This is a genomic window from Microbulbifer regidiadema (SeqCode) (genome assembly GCF_052466995.1).
Genome location: NZ_CP174297.1, coordinates 1,026,376 through 1,044,128, shown reverse-complemented (window position 1 = coordinate 1,044,128; position 17,753 = coordinate 1,026,376). Strand labels below are relative to the sequence as shown.

Sequence of the window (17,753 nt, the reverse complement as noted above, 5' to 3'; positions counted from 1 at the left end):
CTAGTTTTTTCTTGTCACTGTAGCAACATATACCTTATTGATTTTACTACACATCTTTAGCGTTGTCGTTGCCGCTTCCAGTGAGGTCCCAGTATCATATAAATCATCCACCAGTAAAACGTTGTAGCTGGGATCGGTGAGATATTTTTGTATTACGTCATTATGTAATGTAAATGCATGCATCAATGTTTTAAGTCTCTCACTTCTAACCGCAATATTCTTTACTTGAGAGGTCGCGAGAGGCTTCAGTAAAAGGTTTGTACTCAAGGGTTTGTCTGCAAGCCTGCTAACTCTATACGCGATTTCATGAACCGGCTGTTTGAGTCTCACCTTAGAGGGAGGCATGCCGATAATAAAGTCAATATCAGGGAATTTTGTAACAATTTGGTCGTGCATTAACTGTGCAATGGGGTGTACTTTGGCAAAGTCCTGCTTGTATTTCAATTGATACAGCAGCTCCCCAACATGGGTTCTCGTGGTGTTGAAAGTCGGCCGACCAAACTGATTATTGCCGGTAAATGTGCTTTTTTCAGTATGCTTATCAAGGGAGTAGCCCTTGTCCCAAATACCAATAATCTCTTTTACATTCGTACTCATGGTAACACTCCCTGTGCTGAGTTCTGAATTTTAAGGCTAAATCCCTCGCCTAATATCTGGGGGCTTGGTATACCCACCTATAGCTATGTAAGCTCCGCAATCATAATAAAAACTTAACGGGCAAATGGCTTTGCCCCGGTCTTTCAGTGGGTATTTAGGTAGTGGCTCCCTAGGTGGGCCCTATCTTAGCAGGATAAAAATCTCTGTGTTTGATCAATAGCTTTCTTGCTATTACATCCCGGTACCTTTAATTTTTCGGTGCCAAATCTGCCTCAATTTGCTATCCCGTCATAAGGCTTGAAGCTGGATAAGGGGGGCTTGCAGGGGGGCAGAGTACGAAACTCGGTGTGTAGGCAGGGGCTGTGCCGCTAGCAATTTGTATTTTTTCACGTAATTTCACCCCTTCGAAAGACACTCACGCCACTATATAGGGAAGTGTGTACCCATGTGGAGGCAGAGGCAGAGGCAGAGGCAGAGGCAGAGGCAGAGGCAGAGGCATATGCCCCGGAGCCCCTGAAAGCCCCGGAGGGCGGTATTTAGCCGTGGGCGGGCACCTTCAGCGCTTCCCTGAGCCAGGAGACAAAAGCCAGGATATTTTCATTTCTTGAGTGGCGATTGGGTATTAATGCGGAATAGCTAAAGCCACCAGTCTCTGATAAATCTTCACAGATACCTCTATAGGGAACCAGCCATTGATTGCGCAAGGCACTTTGTACAAGAAGTGAACTGACCAGCGCAATCCCCTGGCCGGCTAAGGCAGCTTGGATCACATGGTGTTCCTGATCAAACTGCCGTACAGGCATGTCTTCGAGCCTCCCCTTGAGTAGAGTTTGCCAATTGAGCGGTGGAAGAGATGGGTTGATCCACCTGGTCTCCAGAAGCTGTACCTCGGAGGTATCTTCAATCTGCGCTAAATAGCTGGGCGCTGCATACATACCTATTGTTTCGGTTACCAAGTGATGGGCGTTTTTTAAGCTTTTGTCATACTGCCCATATCGAATAGCGAGATCGATACGTCGGTCCCGTTCAATATCATTTACTTCTTCTCCGGTCATTACAGAGACATCGATATTCGGGAACTTCCGATAAAAGCTTTCTAGATGGGGTACCAGCCACATCGCCGCAAAGCTTGATGTCGCACTAATAGTGAGTGTGTTTTTTGAGCTTGTGATTTCATTCACGGTTTCCGCGAGTTGCTGAAAAATTTGGGAGGTGGCTTGAGCCAGTAGCCGCCCTTCACTGGTCAGTAGTACAGCGCGGGTTTTCCGCTCAAATAATAGCTTGCCCAGCGATTCCTCCAGGCTTTTTATCTGATGTGATACGGCTGTTGGTGTTATAAAAAGCTCTTCTGCGGCCCTCTTAAAGCTGCCCAGCCTGGCGGCCGCATCGAATACCTTAAGAGCGTTGAGAGAGGGTAGGCTGGGGTACACAGTATAGGGCCTCTTATGGATGAGTTTTTCTCATCTATAGAGAGAAATAACTCGTTTGTCAACAATCCCCCCTGGCATCACTATTGAGGAACCTTCAGACGGTTGAGTTAAGGTTCCCAACTATGAAAACACTATTGCATATTGATGCTAGCGCCCAGAAGTGGAGCGGTTTGGCGATAACTCAGGACAGTGCAAGTATCCCCAGGCACACCTCGATCTCCAAGGCAATTGCGGCAGGCTTTGTGAGTGCTTGGCTACAGAAGAGACCCCAAGATAAAGTTATCCATAGGGATGTGGGGTTAAATCCGCCGGGCTTTATCAATCAAGAGTGGATTGCGTCGGTTTTCACTCCTGAAGTCGATCGCTCTGAAGAGCAGCGGTCTTTGCTGGCGCTTTCAGATACCTTGATTGATGAGGTTTCCCAGGCGGATATCATTATTATGTCTACCTCAATGTATAACTACGGTATGCCCGCTGCACTCAAGGCCTGGTTCGATCAAGTTATCCGCATCGATAAAACCTTTACCTTTGATTTGGCTCGTGGAGACTATCCTTTAGAGCCAATTATGTCTGCTAAAACACTGGTCCTGATCACATCTGCCGGGGAGTTTGGGTTTTCTCAAGGTGGAATCCGCGAGAAAATGAATCATCTAGGGCCGCATATCCAAACCCTAAGCCACTATTTGGGGGTTGAGGAGTTCTATGAAATCAATGCGGAGTATCAGGAGTTTGCCGATGAAAGGCATCGGGACTCGGTTAACCGAGCCTTAGCGAAAGGTAAAAAGCTGATAACAGCATTGATCAGCCGCTTTTAGTTAATTCACCGGGCTCCCATTTTGGGAGCCCGGTGAATATATGACCCCACTCAAATCACGAGCTACTTATCAAAGGAGTAGGGGCTGTAACCCTAGCCCCGGTTTACTTGGTGACATTAATAAATATACCCATATGATCGGTAATGGCAGCAGACATGTTGGCACCATTAATAGAAACCGGAGTGCTTTGCGAAAGGTAATCGACCTTGGCGACCTTGACTGTTTTAGTATTGTAAACTGCCACATCATATTTTTTAGTCGCGGTGCTGTTGGTACCCGAAAAGCTGCGCCCATAGGAATCAGAGGGCTGAATGCTAGTTCCACTATGGGCATCTGAAAAGGTCGTGTCTGTAGCTTTGCTGAGTATACTCGCTGTAAAACTGTTAGTTCCCTGGTTAGTATCCCCCATCACAAGGTCTATAGGACCATGACCGCCCTGTATCAAGTGATTGTTGATCGAGCGGTAAAAATTGGTTGCCTCACCTTGTTTTTTGGCGATGCTATTGGGAACGTGAACGAAAACGGCATTAACATTCCCTGTTTTTATAGCAATCCAGCCCATGCCTGAACCCAACATTTTGTGTTGGGCCGTGTTGGCGGCATGAACACTAAAGCTATTACAGGCTTTTCCTGTCGAACTTGCCCCCACCAGGTTCCCTGCATGTTGTTGCATGGAACTCCACTCGCTATTGTTACCATTCATTTCGCCATACACCAGCAAGTCACAGGTTTGACCGAGTGCGCGGTATAGGTGTTGATGGGTTTGACGGGCTTTTCCCTCAACCATACTCAGAAATTGAGTATTCGTGTGCCGGTTTTTTCCCATAAAACCGAGAGGGGCCTGCGCCACCAGTTGGGCGGGCCCATGGATTGGGATATGAGGTTTTTCGCTATTTGCTATGGGCATGACCAAGTGCCAGCGATCTTGATTGGAGGCCTGGTGATTATGTGTCGCTCGGGTGAAATTCTGACAGTTAGAGGCCCCTACACCACAATTGGCACTGGCGTTTGAGTTAATTGATTGATAAGCAAATATAGGCATGGGAGATCATTATTTTGTATTGGATGCTGAGTGCTGTTTTTCTCAATCTTACTTTTGAAGTTTCCACTGTCAACTTCCTTAAGCTTAAATTTTCATTCAAACTAAACTGACTTTGCGAGTTGTCAGTATATGACTCAAATCGGTCCAATTATGTGACTACAATAAATGGTAAATGGTTCTATGGTTCCATTTTTGGGCTAAATCACTCTTAGCTTTGCCGGCTTAATATCGGTGGTAGTTAGTGTTAGATTTTATATTTAAATAGGTCTATATGGCACACTCTGCCTCCCCTTTTTTGGGGGAGGCAGAGCTGGTTCTACACTTACTGAGGTAAAACGGATTTACACAGTTGGATTTTGCTATTGTGCTGTATTTATGGTCTCAGTAACTTCAACTCGACTTTCAATCACCAGTCCAGACTGCCTGATTGAATTAAACGCCTCTAATAAGTCATTTCCCTCTTTAACTTTTAAAACGGCAATGTCTGTGCCGGGGAATACTGACAATACCTCTACGCCAGCAATTGATGTCAGCTCATAAGCATCAGCACTCTTGTCTAATAAAGCTATTATGTTGCCGGTTAAAGTTGTCAGCTCACGGGTTATTGTGTTTCTGACGATTGTACCTTTGCCAATAATATCTGTTGCAGAATCAGCTCCAATATCCACTATTGCCGTTTCACCTTTTGTTGTAACCGTATATTCCGGTGCTGCAATCGATGTCGGAACACCTATTAGTGAGTGCTCAATCTTAAAGATGCCGAATTCAGCCGAGTTTGCTCTTGTTGAAGATTTATTAACCTCAATCTCTTTCTTTTCTATATTGTCAGTGGCGATTGCCTGTACCGCGCCAGAGAAACATATTGCAGTAGTTAAGGTGATTAACTTGTAAACTTTCATCGTATTATCCTTCTTATTGAGCAGAGCGGCCGAATGTTCTTAGTGATACACCTTCAAGGACACTCTCTACCGAATTGTTCATCAGGCCTGTTGCATCCCAGTAGTTATCTGGATCTGAGAAAGTAATATTGGTCTCTCCGGTATCCAGGGCTCTAATAGTCCAGGTGCCTTTGGCATTTTCTCCATAGAATGCATTAGACAGGAATACGGCACCATCCAGAATATACCCCGCGCTGGTTCCATCGGTAAAACTATAGGAAGCATCCAATAGCGCCTGCTTAGAAGAAAGTAAAACACTTCTAGTACCAGAAGGAGAAATCACTTCAAGCGCTAAGTCATTACCAGCTGAACTCAATAGACTATCGTTTAAGGTGTAGCCCATATGATCATTGCGGATATCGAACTCAAACTGCATGGCTTCAATAATAATGTCTGCTGCCACTTCGATTTGTAGGCTGACACCAGTAGCACTATTATCTGGGATAATAGCCTCCATAGCTTCTTCACCGGCGGTTGATCCTAGACCTTGCCATTCAGTAATAATTGGCTCGCCAAGATTTTCTGTGTAGTTTAAAGCCATAGCAACCGCTGTACCGGCATCAACTCGCCCAAATCCATACAGGTTATTGAAAGAATAACCCGCTGCATTTTCAATCCAGCCATCATGGGCAATAAAAGAGCCTTCACCAATAGTGAGCTCGACCTTTTGATTTTCAGCATCAATCAAAGAGCTGGTCGTAGCCAAAATGTGCCGAACATCACGCCAAGTCAACTCCGGATTTGCAGATAAGATTAGAGATACAACACCTGATGCATTGGGTGCGGCAGAAGATGTTCCGTTGAAGGTCGAGGTGTAGTTACAGCTCGCGTTCTCGGGGTGACCAGGGTAGTTGAACGGAAATTGACTGGCTGCAAATGCTTCGCCATAGGCCTGACTCCAGGCGCTTATCGTACCGCCATTAAAGCCAGAATAACCATTAATACAGGTCATCTGGTCGGTTGTTACCATAGCGGGAGCATAGCGGCCATATTCTCCGGCAGGAGCTGACACCATGATACTTGCTCCTGCTGTTGAGTAACTGGTATGTTTGCCGTTAGCATTTACCGCTGCCACATTCAAATAATAGGGGTGTCCGTGACTGGGTTGGAATGCTGAGTTGTAGCAGGTTAGGCCTAAATCATTAGCGCCATTATCTGCACATAAAGAACCTTCACCGGAGCCAGCTTCAAAAGAGTTACCGCTAGACTTCATGTTCAAAGCGCCTTTACCGCCTCGAAGCATAAGATTGGGGTAAGATTCAATAGCTTCGTCCAGTGCGGAGTAGGCAATAAAGCCCGGGTAGGTAATGCCGTAGCTACGGTTAAATGCTGAAATTTCCTCATCTGTAGAAATACCGCTCCCAGGAAAGCCATGAACTAATAGCTCTGTCTGTTCTATTGTTTCATCGCCTAGATAGTTCATGCCAATCAGCCCGGTATCAGGGGCTACTCCGCGACTACCTATATTGTTCCAGCCTTTAGCGGCAATTAAACCAGCTACGCTAGTGCCATGATCACCACTGTCAGAAAGGCTCGTTGGGTCTGTCTTGTCGGTTGCTGACTCTTCTAAGTTGAGAGAGCGATTGGGCAGGACGTTATCTATCAAGTCTTCGTGGCGGATTTCCAGCCCTGTATCTACAACAATAGCCGTCACGCCAGCACCAGTGACACCTTGGGCATAAGCGGCGGCAACATTCATATCTTCGCCAGCAACAAGTTCCTCAGCTTCATTCTCTGCGAATATAAGATCAATTTCTTCCGTACTGTAAACCCCGATATCGACAAGCCCCAGCTTCATTTCATCGCTCAGTGCGTAAGATTTTTGACCTGAATTAAGCAGGTGCCACTGTTGATAGGCCAAAGGATCATTGACGACGTTTGTGAATGTAATTGTTGCAGATGCCGATACGTCATTTGCCATTACCGTATAAGTAATGGATGCGTCCTGCCCGGAGATTGAAGTGTATTCAAATTGATCACCATTTAACGTTAGCTGACCGTGACTAAACGTATAGATACCATCCACTGAATTAATAGCTTCATTATTTTCAGTGAAACCATACGTTAATTCATCACCATCCAGATCGCTAGCCAATAGCTCACCGGCTGCTGGTATCCACTGTTTCGCCCCATCGATAGTGACATTGCTAGCAACGGGAGGAAGGTCGGCAATAATCTCTATGATCGCAGAGGCTGAAGCACCATTTGCGGTTACGCTATAGGTGATAGAGGCATCTTGTCCGGTACTTGACGTGTACTCAAACTGATCACCACTCAATGTCAAGTGGCCGTGACTAAATGTATAAATGCCGTCAACAGGGTTAATGGTCTGGCCATTTTCTGAGAAGCTATAGGTTAAAGAGTCGCCATCTTGATCACTACCCAGTAGTTGCCCAGATACTGATATCCATTGTTTTATGCCGCCTAGAGTGACATCGCCGGCCGTTGGTGGTGTATCAGAACTCACGACAGAGTCAGGAGTAAAAGTTGAAGAGGATGAGTTCTTGTCACTACCGCAGCCCGTTAGGGTTAATAGAACAGCTGCTGGAATCGCCGAAAGTCGAAATATATTTTTATTGTTCATTAAGGTCCCCACTTATCCTTATTCTAATTTGTTGTTGGGCGTAAATATTATAAGCAGCCTCAATAATCGCTAGTCAACTTTATTTGTGTATTTGGGGTGGGTTGAACCTCTCTATAGTTTATATTGTGACTTTTTATGATACACAAACCGAATAAATTGCCTTAAATGATAATGAGGTGGTTGATTTTTTAGGTGCCAGAAGGGGAAGTGGGAGAGGTTGAAAGGCTTTGAAAAATGACTGGGATCGTGAAAGCTGACTATATTTTTCTTTTGAGTATTGCCAAGCAGGGGCTATTAATCTGATATTTTTCTGTAAATATCATTTGATTCAATACGAGGCGCTGAAGGGTTAAAAGCTAGCAGGCCGGCTTGGCAAAACTTGAAATTTAGTTTCGGTCACAGAGCACACTTGCAATAACATTTTATGGGGTTTTGTTGCCGTAGAGGCCATTTAAAGTTACTTGCTTAGCTGCTCAAAGGTAGATCTTCCCTGAAGGGAGAGGCCAGCTTTTTATTGTGTTTTTCCGAGCTTGAATTGATGAAATTTTCCAGGCGGATATCATTGTTGTGTCCACTTCAAATCTTGCGTCTAAAAAGAAAAGGGAGGTATCCAGTTTGTGTAGCTGGCTAATCGATGGGAAAATTTTTACAAGCTACCACTCTTGTAAAGGCGATACGCCAAGGGGGATCAATGAATCAAGGTAGATGGCTTAATCTAATGAGGGCAATGGATCTTCCAGATTCCCCTCAGTGCTTCGAGAAACTGATTTCCGCTTATGCAGAGAAGCATAGACAGTATCATACGGGGCATCATATCGATGCCATGCTAGCTCACTTTGATAAAGTGGCAGACCTTTGTGAACACCCCCACGAAGTTGAACTCGCTATCTGGTTTCATGATGGGATTTACAGGCCATTTTCTGCAAAAAATGAAGAAAACAGTGCACTTTGGGCAAAAGAATTCCTGGCCAGTTCCGGATATAGTCAGGCAGGAGCGGATCGGGTGTACCAATTGATTATGGCGACTTGCCACAATTACACTCCAACAAATATCGACGAAAAGCTCATTATAGATATTGATCTGACTATACTTGGGGCCAATGCAGCAACCTTTGATGCTTATGAGGGGCAAGTCCGCCAAGAGTACCGGCGGGTACCGCAAATGATCTACAAGAAAAAACGCAGGGAACTCTTAAAGGATTTCTTGTCTCAAGAAAGGCTCTATCACACCGATTACTTTCACGATCGATTTGATGCCCAAGCCAGGATTAATATGAGAAGAAGCTTGCAAGCTCTCTAGAAGGACTTTTTACACACCGATGTCAATGCTATTTCAACTTCCCCTAAAGCTGATCTACAACCACTGGGTTTTACTAACAGTTATATTCCTGGGTATTATTACGAGCTTATCCCTGTTCCCGCTCGCCGAAATGCCCAGTGTGCCCGGCAGTGATAAAACCCACCACTTAATTGCCTATGGCGCGCTGATTTTCCCCGCCGCTTTGCGTAAGCCCAACTACTGGTGGATGCTGGGGTTATTTTTTGTACTGTGGAGTGGTGGTATTGAGCTGCTTCAACCCTATGTTAATCGCACCTGTGAGTGGTTGGACTTTGCCGCTAATACGGCGGGAATATTGTGCGGCACTCTGATCGCTTGGGGAGTGGAACGGTTGGGATTAAGAGGTAAGCCCTAGGGGGCTTATGAATACTTTGGGTCAGCTTGAGCCCCAAAATCGCTCCAAACTACCGCATAGCTGAGGGGTGTTGTGGCATACCAGCGGTTGCCAGTGCTCGGGAAATAGATGTCGGTAGAAGGGGGCGGTAAAGCGGCTATCTATTAGAATGATCACCCCTTTATCAGATTCTGAACGTATGACTCTGCCGGCGGTTTGCAGTACCCGGGTCATTCCCGGATAGTGGTAGGCGCTATCAAACCCATGGACGCCGCTAGCCTCAGCGGCGCTGCGCTGTAGCTCCCGCTCAAGGCTGACTTGCGGAAGCCCGGTGCCCACTATAATGGTGCCAACCAATTTTTCCCCGATATAGTCGATCCCTTCGCCAAAAATGCCCCCCATAATGGCAAACCCCAAGCTCCTTTTGCCGGTACTGAATTCGGCTAAAAATTCGGTGCGCTCTACTTCCCCCTGGTCAGGCTGCTGTTGCAACACCGGAATTTCGGGGAAACCTTGCTTTAAACCCCTCTGCAACCTGCTCCAGATAGCGGTAGGAGGGAAAAAATACCAGGTAATTTCCTTCGCGACAGTGAAAGGTATGGGCAATAATCTCGATAAGGCTCTCAATCGAATGCTCGCGGGCCTGGTAGCGAGTATCTATATAAGGACACAGGAACACTCCCTGCTGCTGAGGCCGAAAAAGGGAGACCCAGCCTCTATACCCAACTGGCTAAAGATATAACGAGCCGGGCGCAACGTCGCAGAAAACAGCAGGGTCGCTTGGCTTTGCCGATAGGATTGCTGCAAATACTGGGCAGCATTGAGACAAAGCAGCTTAATTTCCTGTTCCTGCCAGGGGGTATCTCGGTCATTAACACGAGTGATAATTTTGTGTTGCTCGGAGAGTTCCTGCTCAATGTAGGCATAGCGATAGACCGACCTTAGCCAATCGGCAATTTCCTCTGGAGGTGACAGAGCGCTTACCATTGAGAGTATTTTTTGTACCGCTCGGGAAACTGCCTCAAGCCCATCCGCTCCCGCTGTAGTAACCCATATCTCACCACCCTCATCACCCAAACTGCAAAATGCTGCGATTGGGACGAATGGTAGTTTTCGAATATCCGGCATTTATCTTCCGACAGTTTTGGACGGGCGAAGTGAACGGCAAGCGTCTGGATGGTCGGACTGTGTACGATTATTCAGAGAGAAGCACACCACCTTTCCGACATTGACATGCAGTAGCGTATGAAACACGGTTTCCTCTTGCCAATCCAGAAGAATTCCGACTATGGATGCTATCGACCGGAAAATTTGCGAAATCGTGCAATCTGATGGACGCGTGTCGTGCGCAGCGATTGCTGAAGCGGCGGGGGTTCCAACCTCGACCGCCAATGACCGTCTACGCAGGCTTGCAGCCAACGGGACAATCAAGGGCTGGCGCGCGGCACTTGATCCGCATCGTGTCGGCGCGGGGCTTGCGGGCTTTATCTTGATCGACATGGGCTATGAAGGCGAGGCGGAGGCGGTAGAGGCCTTATGCGTACGGCCGGAAGTGATGGAGTTGCACCATATCTCCGGTGGGCATTCCTACCTTCTGAAACTGCGCGTGCGGGATATGGGCGCAGTACAAGACTTTCTTGCCGAGGTGGTGAAGCCGCTGACTGCGATACACCACACGGAAACGATCTTTGCTCTAAAAACACTGAAGGAGACGGCTGCCGTGCGCATTGCGCCTGGAGCCGACGAAGCGTGAGATGATAGAAGTTTTGTTAAAAGGTGTAGGCGTCGGTGTGGCCGTTGCAGCACCGGTTGGCCCTATCGGTCTTTTGTGTATCAAGCGCACACTCGTGGATGGGAGAGCCTCTGGTATGGCCTCGGGGCTGGGCGCTGCCAGTGCGGATGCGGTCTACGGGTTCATGGTTGCCGCCGGTCTCGCGGCAACGGGCATGCTGGTAAGCTACGCAGAGCCATTGGAGCTATTTGGAGGTTTGTTGATCGCGATTCTGGGCGCGCTTTCGATCCGTGCGTTCCTGATGGGCGCAAGGGTCGACACAAAGCCAGCAGGTGCCAAGAGCGGAAAGGGGGTTATCCCCGCATTTGCGACGACATTCGCGCTGACGATCTCCAACCCGATGACCATACTCGCGTTTGTCGCGCTCGTCGCAGGTATCGGAACATCTGCTTCGTCTTCCCCCGGGGCTGCGTATGTGCTGGTTTTGGGGGTCTTTATAGGCTCGGCACTTTGGTGGCTATTGCTCGTTACGGCAGCGTCTAAAGCAAGCGCGCGTATCACGCCAAGCGCCATGCGTTGGCTGGACCTTGGGTCCGGTCTGGTTCTTTTGGTCTGGGGCGGATGGATCGCCTTGGGGGCGCTCTCATGACCCCGAAGCATATCGCCATCGTGGGGTACGGCTTTACCGGCACCAGCGCCTTCTACCCATTGGTCGACCGATACCCGGTCGAGGAGATCACAGGTATCCTCTGCTCCAGGCACCGGTAATAAAGTAGGTGCTGATCAATTTGTGTGTGGCTCTGAAAGGGGAGCTTCTCTCGGTCCAGAGCATAGGATTCATACCGATAAAGTCCCAGATCCCGCAATACATAGTCGGTAAGATCCTGGTTGAGGTTACCAAAGAAGCACAACTTGAAAGTTTGAAAACATTGGGCTCCCTGTAGAGCAACAACGGTATGTTGAGAGAGAAGCTTATCCAGCCAATCACTTGAGTTGGCCGGTGCTTCCTGCAACAACTTGTCCAGGGCTGGACGGCTCAGGGACTTGGGCAGGCTCAAGGGGCCACCACTCAATTTCGAAACAGTAGACGCACATAAAGGCGCTGGCTATTAACATCTAACCCCGGCCCATGTTTTCACCTGGACTTAAGCGTGAGGCTAGCACGGCACTCTGGAAAGGTAGTGGCTGAGGCGTTATTGGCAGAACCACCCTTGGTAGCCAGGGCGGTGGATAAATAACTCAGCGCCAACGGACTAAGATTGTGGCTGTTTTAAAAATATCGCATGACCTTTTGATATTTATAAACGGTATACCAAGTAAAAAATAGTACCGAAAGCCAAATCATAGTGATGACTTGATTTCTCAAAATCGACATATTAAGCCCCTCTATGACTGAGAAGAACTCAAATATGTCCGTAGAAATCAAGATAGGCAAATAGAAACGCCATACCCTTGGAAAGGCGACTCTTTTGGCAAAGGCTAATCCAAACAATGCGATGAAAAATACAAAATATACCGATAGGCTAAAAATCATCCACCAGATAGGGAGATCCCACTCATCGGCAGAGAATCCAAGGTATTGAGAGTAAATTTCCAGCGGGGCCAGTATAAAAAAGAGTATTTTCCAACCAGCTCTGGGTTTGTAATGTGGAATGGTGCCTGCAAGAGGGTTGTTTGGTGTCTGATACATGTTCTGCATCGTAAAACTTCCTTATTATTTACCACTGCGTCGGACAAGCACCAATAACCGATCCGAAAGTTACTTCTCACCATTCCCTGAGCTAAATTGAGATGATTATTGGCTACCAGCTAGGTTTGTGACCATCAAAATTTGAACAGCGAGGATATTGTCTTCGGTTCTAAAGTCAATAGTTGGTACAGCTGTTTATCGATAGTGTGCGTTGGCTCATTGCTTAAATGTGACAATATCGCCTGCTGCTGTGCCGTGTTGGTCAGTCGAAATATAGGTGTCAGAGTGCAGGTCCTCAAGCCGTCTGGCAGTAGCCGAAAGGAATTGTTCAGAGTTACACTAACTCACAGGATTGAGGTCAGCGCCAGTAGCAGCGGATGCAGGGCGACTTAAAAAGGGCAGAACGTGCAAAATCCCTATCAAGCACCTGAGAGTGAACTCGACAATACTCCTCCTACCTACAGCCCCCATGTAGGCTGGAAAATTGTATTTTTTGTCCTATTTCCCTTAGAGCTGTATTCCCAGTACACGGCTTTTACCGACAACACCTCTGGCCCCCCTTTCTGGTGGCTGGTAATCAGCTTGATAGTGTCTTCGCTCTTCTATCTGGTCCTGTTTGGCTTGGCATTTGCCAAAAGAATAGGGTTCGAGCAACTTTGGATCTTCTTTATCCCTGTGCTCGTGCTTATTGATATCTTTGAGTTTTCTTTGCTCGCCAGTAACCTCTATCAGTTTGGGTGGGCCGTAGGACTCGCTATGGCAGCCAGTGCATCAATTATTTTGCTGAGCTGGTATGTGGTGTATAAATATCAGACAGTCATGAAATACTTTGGCTAGAAATTAACCCAAGCCCCCTGAATAAGCCCCTTGAAAAGGGCCACCCTTTATTGGCGCTTTGGTCTCAGCCTAGCTCGCCCTCATGATGACAAAACTCAAAAGTCTGCCTCCCGACTAAGCCTGAAAACACTCAAGAATGACCTGGAGATATGGCTCCAGGCATCGCCTAGGCAAAACGGGGTCATCCCCCTATGCACCCTCCCACTACCCGGCAAGAGGGTTGTTCTCAGAAGACCTCTTAGCTTTTCTAGCTATTCGCAGCTGTGTATTCACGCCGGAATACACTAATAACGGTACCAAGTACTGCGCGCTCAACGGCAATTGGGGGTGCTATAGCCCCAGGGAAAACTCCGGCACTGAATCACTATAGAAAATGCTTTAACTTTCAAAAAATTCTTTTATTTCAATAAGTTGCAGATCTTTCCTGAAGTGAAATATTAACTAAAAACCTATCTATAGGTACGATCTATACTGCCCCTCCTGTCCGTAGAAGGGATTTATAGCGAGGTAAAGCAGAGGCAAGAACTGGGTGGTTTGTACTAATTTGTCGCCCGGGATACGACCAGATTGATCGATGCTTATATCTACATAGATGGCATATTACTCAAAGCTGTAGTTGTAATTGATACCCCTGACATGCAGGTATACCATCGATCATGGCATATGAGCTATCTACGATGAGATATTGAGATGAAACAGAAGTATGGGGACAAGCTGAAATCTGCAGGAGAGACTCAGTTAGAGCAACTGGCCAGAGAGCTTGAAACAGAAGAAGGGAGAAAGCGCTTGGGAGAGGAGGCTTATAAGGAGGCCATTTCGGCGGAAAAGCGCAAGTCAATCCATCCCAAACCATCCAAGGACTAAGGAATACAGTTTGTCCAGGCCACAATTCTTTCTTATCGCTGGCCCAAATGGGGCTGGTAAGTCCACCATGTCGGCAGCCATAAAAAGGAGGTTTCCTAGCGTTCAGGTGATCGATCCTGATGCTATTGCTAAGGACATGACAGGTTCATTCGCAACGGTCGATCTGAAACAGGTTTCCGCAGGCAGAAAGGCGTTGGGTCTAGTAAAAAATTGTATTGATAAGGGTCAGTCCTTTATCGCTGAGTCAACTATTTCTGGGTCTACGTATATCCGGTATGCCAATAAGGCTCGGCAAAACGGTTTTCGTACCACATTCATTTATGTTGGCTTAAACAGCCCCAATTTAAGTACAGAGAGGATTGCAAAGCGTATTGATTTGGGTGGCCACGCCATACCAGCCAATGACATTGCGCGGCGATATTCACGCTCAGTTGCCAATCTGAAAGCACATATTCAGCTATTTGCAAGCACCCATATTTACGATAACAGCCAAGGTTACCAGTGGGCTTGCGATTATCGTGATGGAGTGGTTCACGAAGTCTCCCCATCAGTTCCGAGTTGGATTCAATCGTATCTACCTTAAGAGCGGGTAATTCGCTGTCTGAAGGAGGCGGAGCACGTCATATCGAAATTTTCGAGCTCTTGGAGTCTTTGAGGTCTTCCGTAGGGAAGATGGCTGTAGAGGGCTCCGGGCACACTGCACATATTTGCAAAATCTACCTCTGTGGACTAAATCGAATCACAGACTTGCCTTGGTCGAAGCGCTCACCTGGGTGCTGTTGCGCTACTGTTTTTGGGATTCGCCTAGGAAGCCCGCTAGAAGGGTGGGGATTATCTGCCAAGAGAGGTCAGAGCCGCGCGTTGAGCGGGGTATAGACATATCACGCACTAGTCACTAAGCAGCGGAGATCGCCATGCGCGAACAGAGCCTTATCAAAAACCTGATTGATAAAATCCACGAACTCGCTTCCGATGAACCGGGCAGGCTGATCGGTGTTCGCCTGCGTTTGGGCGCCCTGGCACAGATCTCAGCCAGGCACTTACGGGAGCATTTTGACAGGGAGATACTCGGTACCTCACTTGAAGGGCTTAAGCTGGAGATAGATGAACTCACCGATATTCATCACAGGGAAGCCCGGGACATCATCCTGGAGAGCTTAAAGTTTGAGGAGATTGATGGTCACTAAACTGTAGTTAAAGCGCTGTTACAAAGCCGGGGCTTTGCCGTTCATAGCCACCGCGAAGCCCCTCCGAATGATAGTGGAGTCGCGTTGGGTCAGATTTACTGCGCTCATTGCCTGAAGGCTGTAGGGCAATCTTTGGGGGTGGCGCTAGTCGATATTGGGAGGCAAGGGCCTTATCAATCACAGATGATAAGGCCCTTGCGCTCGACTTGAATTACTCAATATTCCTGGCAAGAAATTTAATAATTAAGTCTGAGATTTCTCCGCCATGTGTCTCAAGGGCAAAGTGTCCTGTATCGAATAAGTGTACTTCAGCATCGGGCACATCCTTTTTGAAGGCTTCAGCTCCTGCGGGGCCAAAAAAAGGATCATTTTTGCCCCAAGTAGCCAGCACCGGGGGCTTGTAGGTTCTTAGATAGCGCTGCCATTCAGGGTAAAGTGCGACGTTGGATTTGTAGTCACCAAATAGGTCTAACTGTATATCGCAATCACGATCGAGGATAGATTGGTCGTGTGCAATAGAATCGGGGCTGATAAGTGACAGGTGAGATTCTGGTACGCCATGGTGATACTGATATTGAGTAGACTCGGGCTTGAGCAATACACGTAAGTTATCTCGGTTCTCCTGGCTGGGGTTTTCCCAATATTTCCTCGTAGGCTCCCAGGCATCCAGTAGCCCCTCTTCATACATATTGCCGTTCTGAGTGATAATCGCAGACACCATATCAGGGTTGTTTGCCGCTAGACGAAATCCTACCGGTGCTCCATAGTCAAAAACCATGATGGCAAAACGTTCCAGGGATATCGCGCCAACAAACCCTTCAATGGTTTTGTACAAGTTATGGAAGGTATATTCGAATACTCCGCGCTTCGGTGCCTCAGTCCAGCCAAAACCTGGAAGGTCCGGCGCAACAATGTGATACTTTTCTGCCAGTTTGGGGATGATATTCCTATACATATGACTGGAGCTAGGGAAGCCATGCAGTAATAACAGGGTAGGCGCCGTGATATCTCCCGCTTCTCGATAGAAAACCTTAACATCACCGACCTGAATAGTGTGATGGGCTACGGCTTTATTGATGATATTACTCATTGTCTTCTCCAGTTAATTAGAATGAATCCAGGTGGATCACTCAGCTGCTGTAGTTTGTTAAATACGCTCCTGGCGGCTCACTAACATCACCACAGCATTTGTTGATCGCTACTCTCCGAAATGGTTACTTTCGATACTGACTCAGCAGTGTCTGGCCTAAAGCTATTGTTTCAAATTACCCGAAATGAAAGAATATCCATGCATGGAAACTCTTTATTTTGAAATATAAAACAATGAAAGTGTAGGAAATACTGCTAACTATGGATCGATTTCGCGCACTGGAAGTCTTTATTGCGGTGGCTGATGCGGGCAGTTTTGCGGCTGCGGCTAGGGCACTATCAATCAGCGCACCCTCGGTGACGAGAATTATTGGGGACCTAGAGGCCGAATTAGGCGTTACACTATTCAATCGCACTACTCGGCTAGTTTCCCTAACGGCCGTAGGTAAACTTTATTTAGAAGATACCCGCCGTATTCTCCATGAATATAAGGCCGCTAACGATGCTGTTCGAGGTGCACATCGGGTACCAACCGGGCAATTACGGATTACAGCCCCCACGTTATTTGGGCAAATCTACATTACCCCTATCATTGCTCGGTACTTGAACCTTTATGAGAATACGACTGTAGATGCGGCCTATCTCGATCGTGTGGTTAATCTGTTTGAAGAGGGGATTGATCTCGCTATCCGTATTGGTCACCTACCCGATTCTAGTCTGGTTGCAACAAAAATTGGCTCTGTACAGCAGATTGTGTGTGGTACACCTTCCTATCTTGCAAAGTATGGTGTCCCGACAACCCCGAAGGATCTCAATAATCACACTTTGATCGCACTCAAGCCAGATGGCTTGCGTACAGCATGGCACTTTGCCAATGACAATCTAAGAATCAAACCCAGGCTTGAATTTTCATCGGTTCAAGCAGCCATTGATGCCGCAAAAATGGGGGTAGGATTAACACATGTTTTGTCCTATCAGATAGCACCAGACTTGGAACAGGGCAATCTACAGGCGGTACTGTCTGAGTTCGCTCCTGAACCCTTGCCGATTCATATAGTTTTTGGGGGTAGTGGCAGGGTACCGGGTAAAGTGCGGGCGTTTGCTGATATTGCGATTCAGGAGCTTCGAGGCAATCCATTTCTCAATAGCGCCTAATTTTAAGCACCGCCATTATCACCATCTAAGGCGCCCAGAGAAATTGCGAAGCTCCCTAACGTCCCGCAACAAGCGGCACACCTGCGATAGAGGAGGGGCCAGATGGGCCCCCAACCAGTG

At 47.3% G+C, this 17,753-nt stretch carries 21 protein-coding genes; 10 read left to right on the top strand and 11 right to left on the bottom strand.

What is annotated here, in order from left to right; all coding sequences use genetic code 11:
- Together ACJJIK_RS04275 and ACJJIK_RS04270 are read right to left on the bottom strand one after the other, a co-directional pair.
- The gene (locus tag ACJJIK_RS04275) at positions 1 to 597 is read right to left on the bottom strand and encodes a ComF family protein (RefSeq protein WP_444944320.1); all 597 of its coding nucleotides are present in this window, start codon (positions 595 to 597) and stop codon (positions 1 to 3) included.
- Positions 598 to 1,133: 536 nt separating this feature from the next.
- Positions 1,134 to 2,027: a LysR substrate-binding domain-containing protein gene (locus ACJJIK_RS04270; protein ID WP_444944319.1), complete on the bottom strand. Its 894-nt coding sequence runs from the start codon at positions 2,025 to 2,027 to the stop codon at positions 1,134 to 1,136.
- Positions 2,028 to 2,149: 122 nt separating this feature from the next.
- Here ACJJIK_RS04270 and ACJJIK_RS04265 point away from each other — a divergent pair, with 122 nt between their 5' ends.
- On the top strand, positions 2,150 to 2,842 hold the full coding sequence (locus tag ACJJIK_RS04265) for an FMN-dependent NADH-azoreductase (protein ID WP_444944318.1): 693 nt from the start codon (positions 2,150 to 2,152) through the stop codon (positions 2,840 to 2,842).
- Positions 2,843 to 2,945: 103 nt separating this feature from the next.
- On the opposite strand, the gene ACJJIK_RS04260 is transcribed toward ACJJIK_RS04265, so the two are convergent.
- From ACJJIK_RS04260 to ACJJIK_RS04250, 3 genes are all read right to left on the bottom strand, one after another.
- Positions 2,946 to 3,884: a hypothetical protein gene (locus tag ACJJIK_RS04260; protein ID WP_444944317.1), complete on the bottom strand. Its 939-nt coding sequence runs from the start codon at positions 3,882 to 3,884 to the stop codon at positions 2,946 to 2,948.
- A gap of 359 nt (positions 3,885 to 4,243) precedes the next feature.
- Positions 4,244 to 4,783, bottom strand: a complete 540-nt coding sequence (locus tag ACJJIK_RS04255) for a hypothetical protein (protein WP_444931002.1) — start codon at positions 4,781 to 4,783, stop codon at positions 4,244 to 4,246.
- A 13-nt stretch (positions 4,784 to 4,796) separates the two neighbouring features.
- Positions 4,797 to 7,406 (bottom strand): S8 family serine peptidase, encoded by a 2,610-nt coding sequence (locus tag ACJJIK_RS04250; protein ID WP_444944316.1) that lies wholly within the window; start codon positions 7,404 to 7,406, stop codon positions 4,797 to 4,799.
- 691 nt (positions 7,407 to 8,097) lie between these two features.
- Here ACJJIK_RS04250 and ACJJIK_RS04245 point away from each other — a divergent pair.
- Together ACJJIK_RS04245 and ACJJIK_RS04240 are read left to right on the top strand one after the other, a co-directional pair.
- Positions 8,098 to 8,706: an HD domain-containing protein gene (locus ACJJIK_RS04245; protein WP_444931004.1), complete on the top strand. Its 609-nt coding sequence runs from the start codon at positions 8,098 to 8,100 to the stop codon at positions 8,704 to 8,706.
- Between the two features lie 19 nt (positions 8,707 to 8,725).
- On the top strand, positions 8,726 to 9,100 hold the full coding sequence (locus ACJJIK_RS04240; protein ID WP_444944315.1) for a VanZ family protein: 375 nt from the start codon (positions 8,726 to 8,728) through the stop codon (positions 9,098 to 9,100).
- 21 nt (positions 9,101 to 9,121) lie between these two features.
- On the opposite strand, the gene ACJJIK_RS04235 is transcribed toward ACJJIK_RS04240, so the two are convergent.
- Genes ACJJIK_RS04235 through ACJJIK_RS04225 form a run of 3 tightly spaced genes read right to left on the bottom strand, consistent with a single transcriptional unit; the run spans position 9,122 to position 10,207 of the window.
- The gene (locus tag ACJJIK_RS04235; RefSeq protein WP_444944314.1) at positions 9,122 to 9,613 is read right to left on the bottom strand and encodes a helicase C-terminal domain-containing protein; all 492 of its coding nucleotides are present in this window, start codon (positions 9,611 to 9,613) and stop codon (positions 9,122 to 9,124) included.
- Positions 9,555 to 9,758 (bottom strand): hypothetical protein, encoded by a 204-nt coding sequence (locus ACJJIK_RS04230; protein WP_444945095.1) that lies wholly within the window; start codon positions 9,756 to 9,758, stop codon positions 9,555 to 9,557. The genes ACJJIK_RS04235 and ACJJIK_RS04230 overlap by 59 nt, the downstream gene beginning before the upstream one ends.
- The gene (locus ACJJIK_RS04225; protein WP_444944313.1) at positions 9,737 to 10,207 is read right to left on the bottom strand and encodes a hypothetical protein; all 471 of its coding nucleotides are present in this window, start codon (positions 10,205 to 10,207) and stop codon (positions 9,737 to 9,739) included. The genes ACJJIK_RS04230 and ACJJIK_RS04225 overlap by 22 nt, the downstream gene beginning before the upstream one ends.
- A 160-nt stretch (positions 10,208 to 10,367) precedes the next feature.
- Between ACJJIK_RS04225 and ACJJIK_RS04220 the strand changes: the two genes are divergently transcribed.
- Positions 10,368 to 10,832: an Lrp/AsnC family transcriptional regulator gene (locus ACJJIK_RS04220; protein ID WP_444931008.1), complete on the top strand. Its 465-nt coding sequence runs from the start codon at positions 10,368 to 10,370 to the stop codon at positions 10,830 to 10,832.
- Position 10,833: 1 nt separating this feature from the next.
- Complete coding sequence (locus ACJJIK_RS04215) at positions 10,834 to 11,460, top strand: LysE family translocator (RefSeq protein ID WP_444931009.1); 627 nt, start codon at positions 10,834 to 10,836, stop codon at positions 11,458 to 11,460.
- Between the two features lie 52 nt (positions 11,461 to 11,512).
- On the opposite strand, the gene ACJJIK_RS04210 is transcribed toward ACJJIK_RS04215, so the two are convergent.
- Both ACJJIK_RS04210 and ACJJIK_RS04205 read right to left on the bottom strand, forming a co-directional pair.
- Complete coding sequence (locus ACJJIK_RS04210; protein ID WP_444944312.1) at positions 11,513 to 11,869, bottom strand: hypothetical protein; 357 nt, start codon at positions 11,867 to 11,869, stop codon at positions 11,513 to 11,515.
- Positions 11,870 to 12,081: 212 nt separating this feature from the next.
- Entirely contained in the window at positions 12,082 to 12,510 is a 429-nt protein-coding gene (locus ACJJIK_RS04205; RefSeq protein ID WP_444944311.1) for a hypothetical protein, read from the bottom strand.
- Positions 12,511 to 12,906: 396 nt separating this feature from the next.
- On the opposite strand from ACJJIK_RS04205, the gene ACJJIK_RS04200 reads away from it, so the two are divergent.
- The 4 genes from ACJJIK_RS04200 (at position 12,907) to ACJJIK_RS04185 (ending at position 15,389) form a co-directional block, all read left to right on the top strand.
- Positions 12,907 to 13,338, top strand: a complete 432-nt coding sequence (locus ACJJIK_RS04200; protein WP_444944310.1) for a hypothetical protein — start codon at positions 12,907 to 12,909, stop codon at positions 13,336 to 13,338.
- Between the two features lie 690 nt (positions 13,339 to 14,028).
- Complete coding sequence (locus ACJJIK_RS04195; protein ID WP_444931013.1) at positions 14,029 to 14,202, top strand: hypothetical protein; 174 nt, start codon at positions 14,029 to 14,031, stop codon at positions 14,200 to 14,202.
- Positions 14,203 to 14,212: 10 nt separating this feature from the next.
- Positions 14,213 to 14,785, top strand: a complete 573-nt coding sequence (locus ACJJIK_RS04190; RefSeq protein WP_444944309.1) for a zeta toxin family protein — start codon at positions 14,213 to 14,215, stop codon at positions 14,783 to 14,785.
- Positions 14,786 to 15,116: 331 nt separating this feature from the next.
- Complete coding sequence (locus tag ACJJIK_RS04185; RefSeq protein WP_444944308.1) at positions 15,117 to 15,389, top strand: hypothetical protein; 273 nt, start codon at positions 15,117 to 15,119, stop codon at positions 15,387 to 15,389.
- A 211-nt stretch (positions 15,390 to 15,600) separates the two neighbouring features.
- On the opposite strand, the gene ACJJIK_RS04180 is transcribed toward ACJJIK_RS04185, so the two are convergent.
- Positions 15,601 to 16,479: an alpha/beta fold hydrolase gene (locus ACJJIK_RS04180; RefSeq protein WP_444944307.1), complete on the bottom strand. Its 879-nt coding sequence runs from the start codon at positions 16,477 to 16,479 to the stop codon at positions 15,601 to 15,603.
- Positions 16,480 to 16,739: 260 nt separating this feature from the next.
- Between ACJJIK_RS04180 and ACJJIK_RS04175 the strand changes: the two genes are divergently transcribed.
- Positions 16,740 to 17,633: a LysR substrate-binding domain-containing protein gene (locus ACJJIK_RS04175; protein WP_444944306.1), complete on the top strand. Its 894-nt coding sequence runs from the start codon at positions 16,740 to 16,742 to the stop codon at positions 17,631 to 17,633.
- Positions 17,634 to 17,753 lie beyond the last annotated feature (120 nt).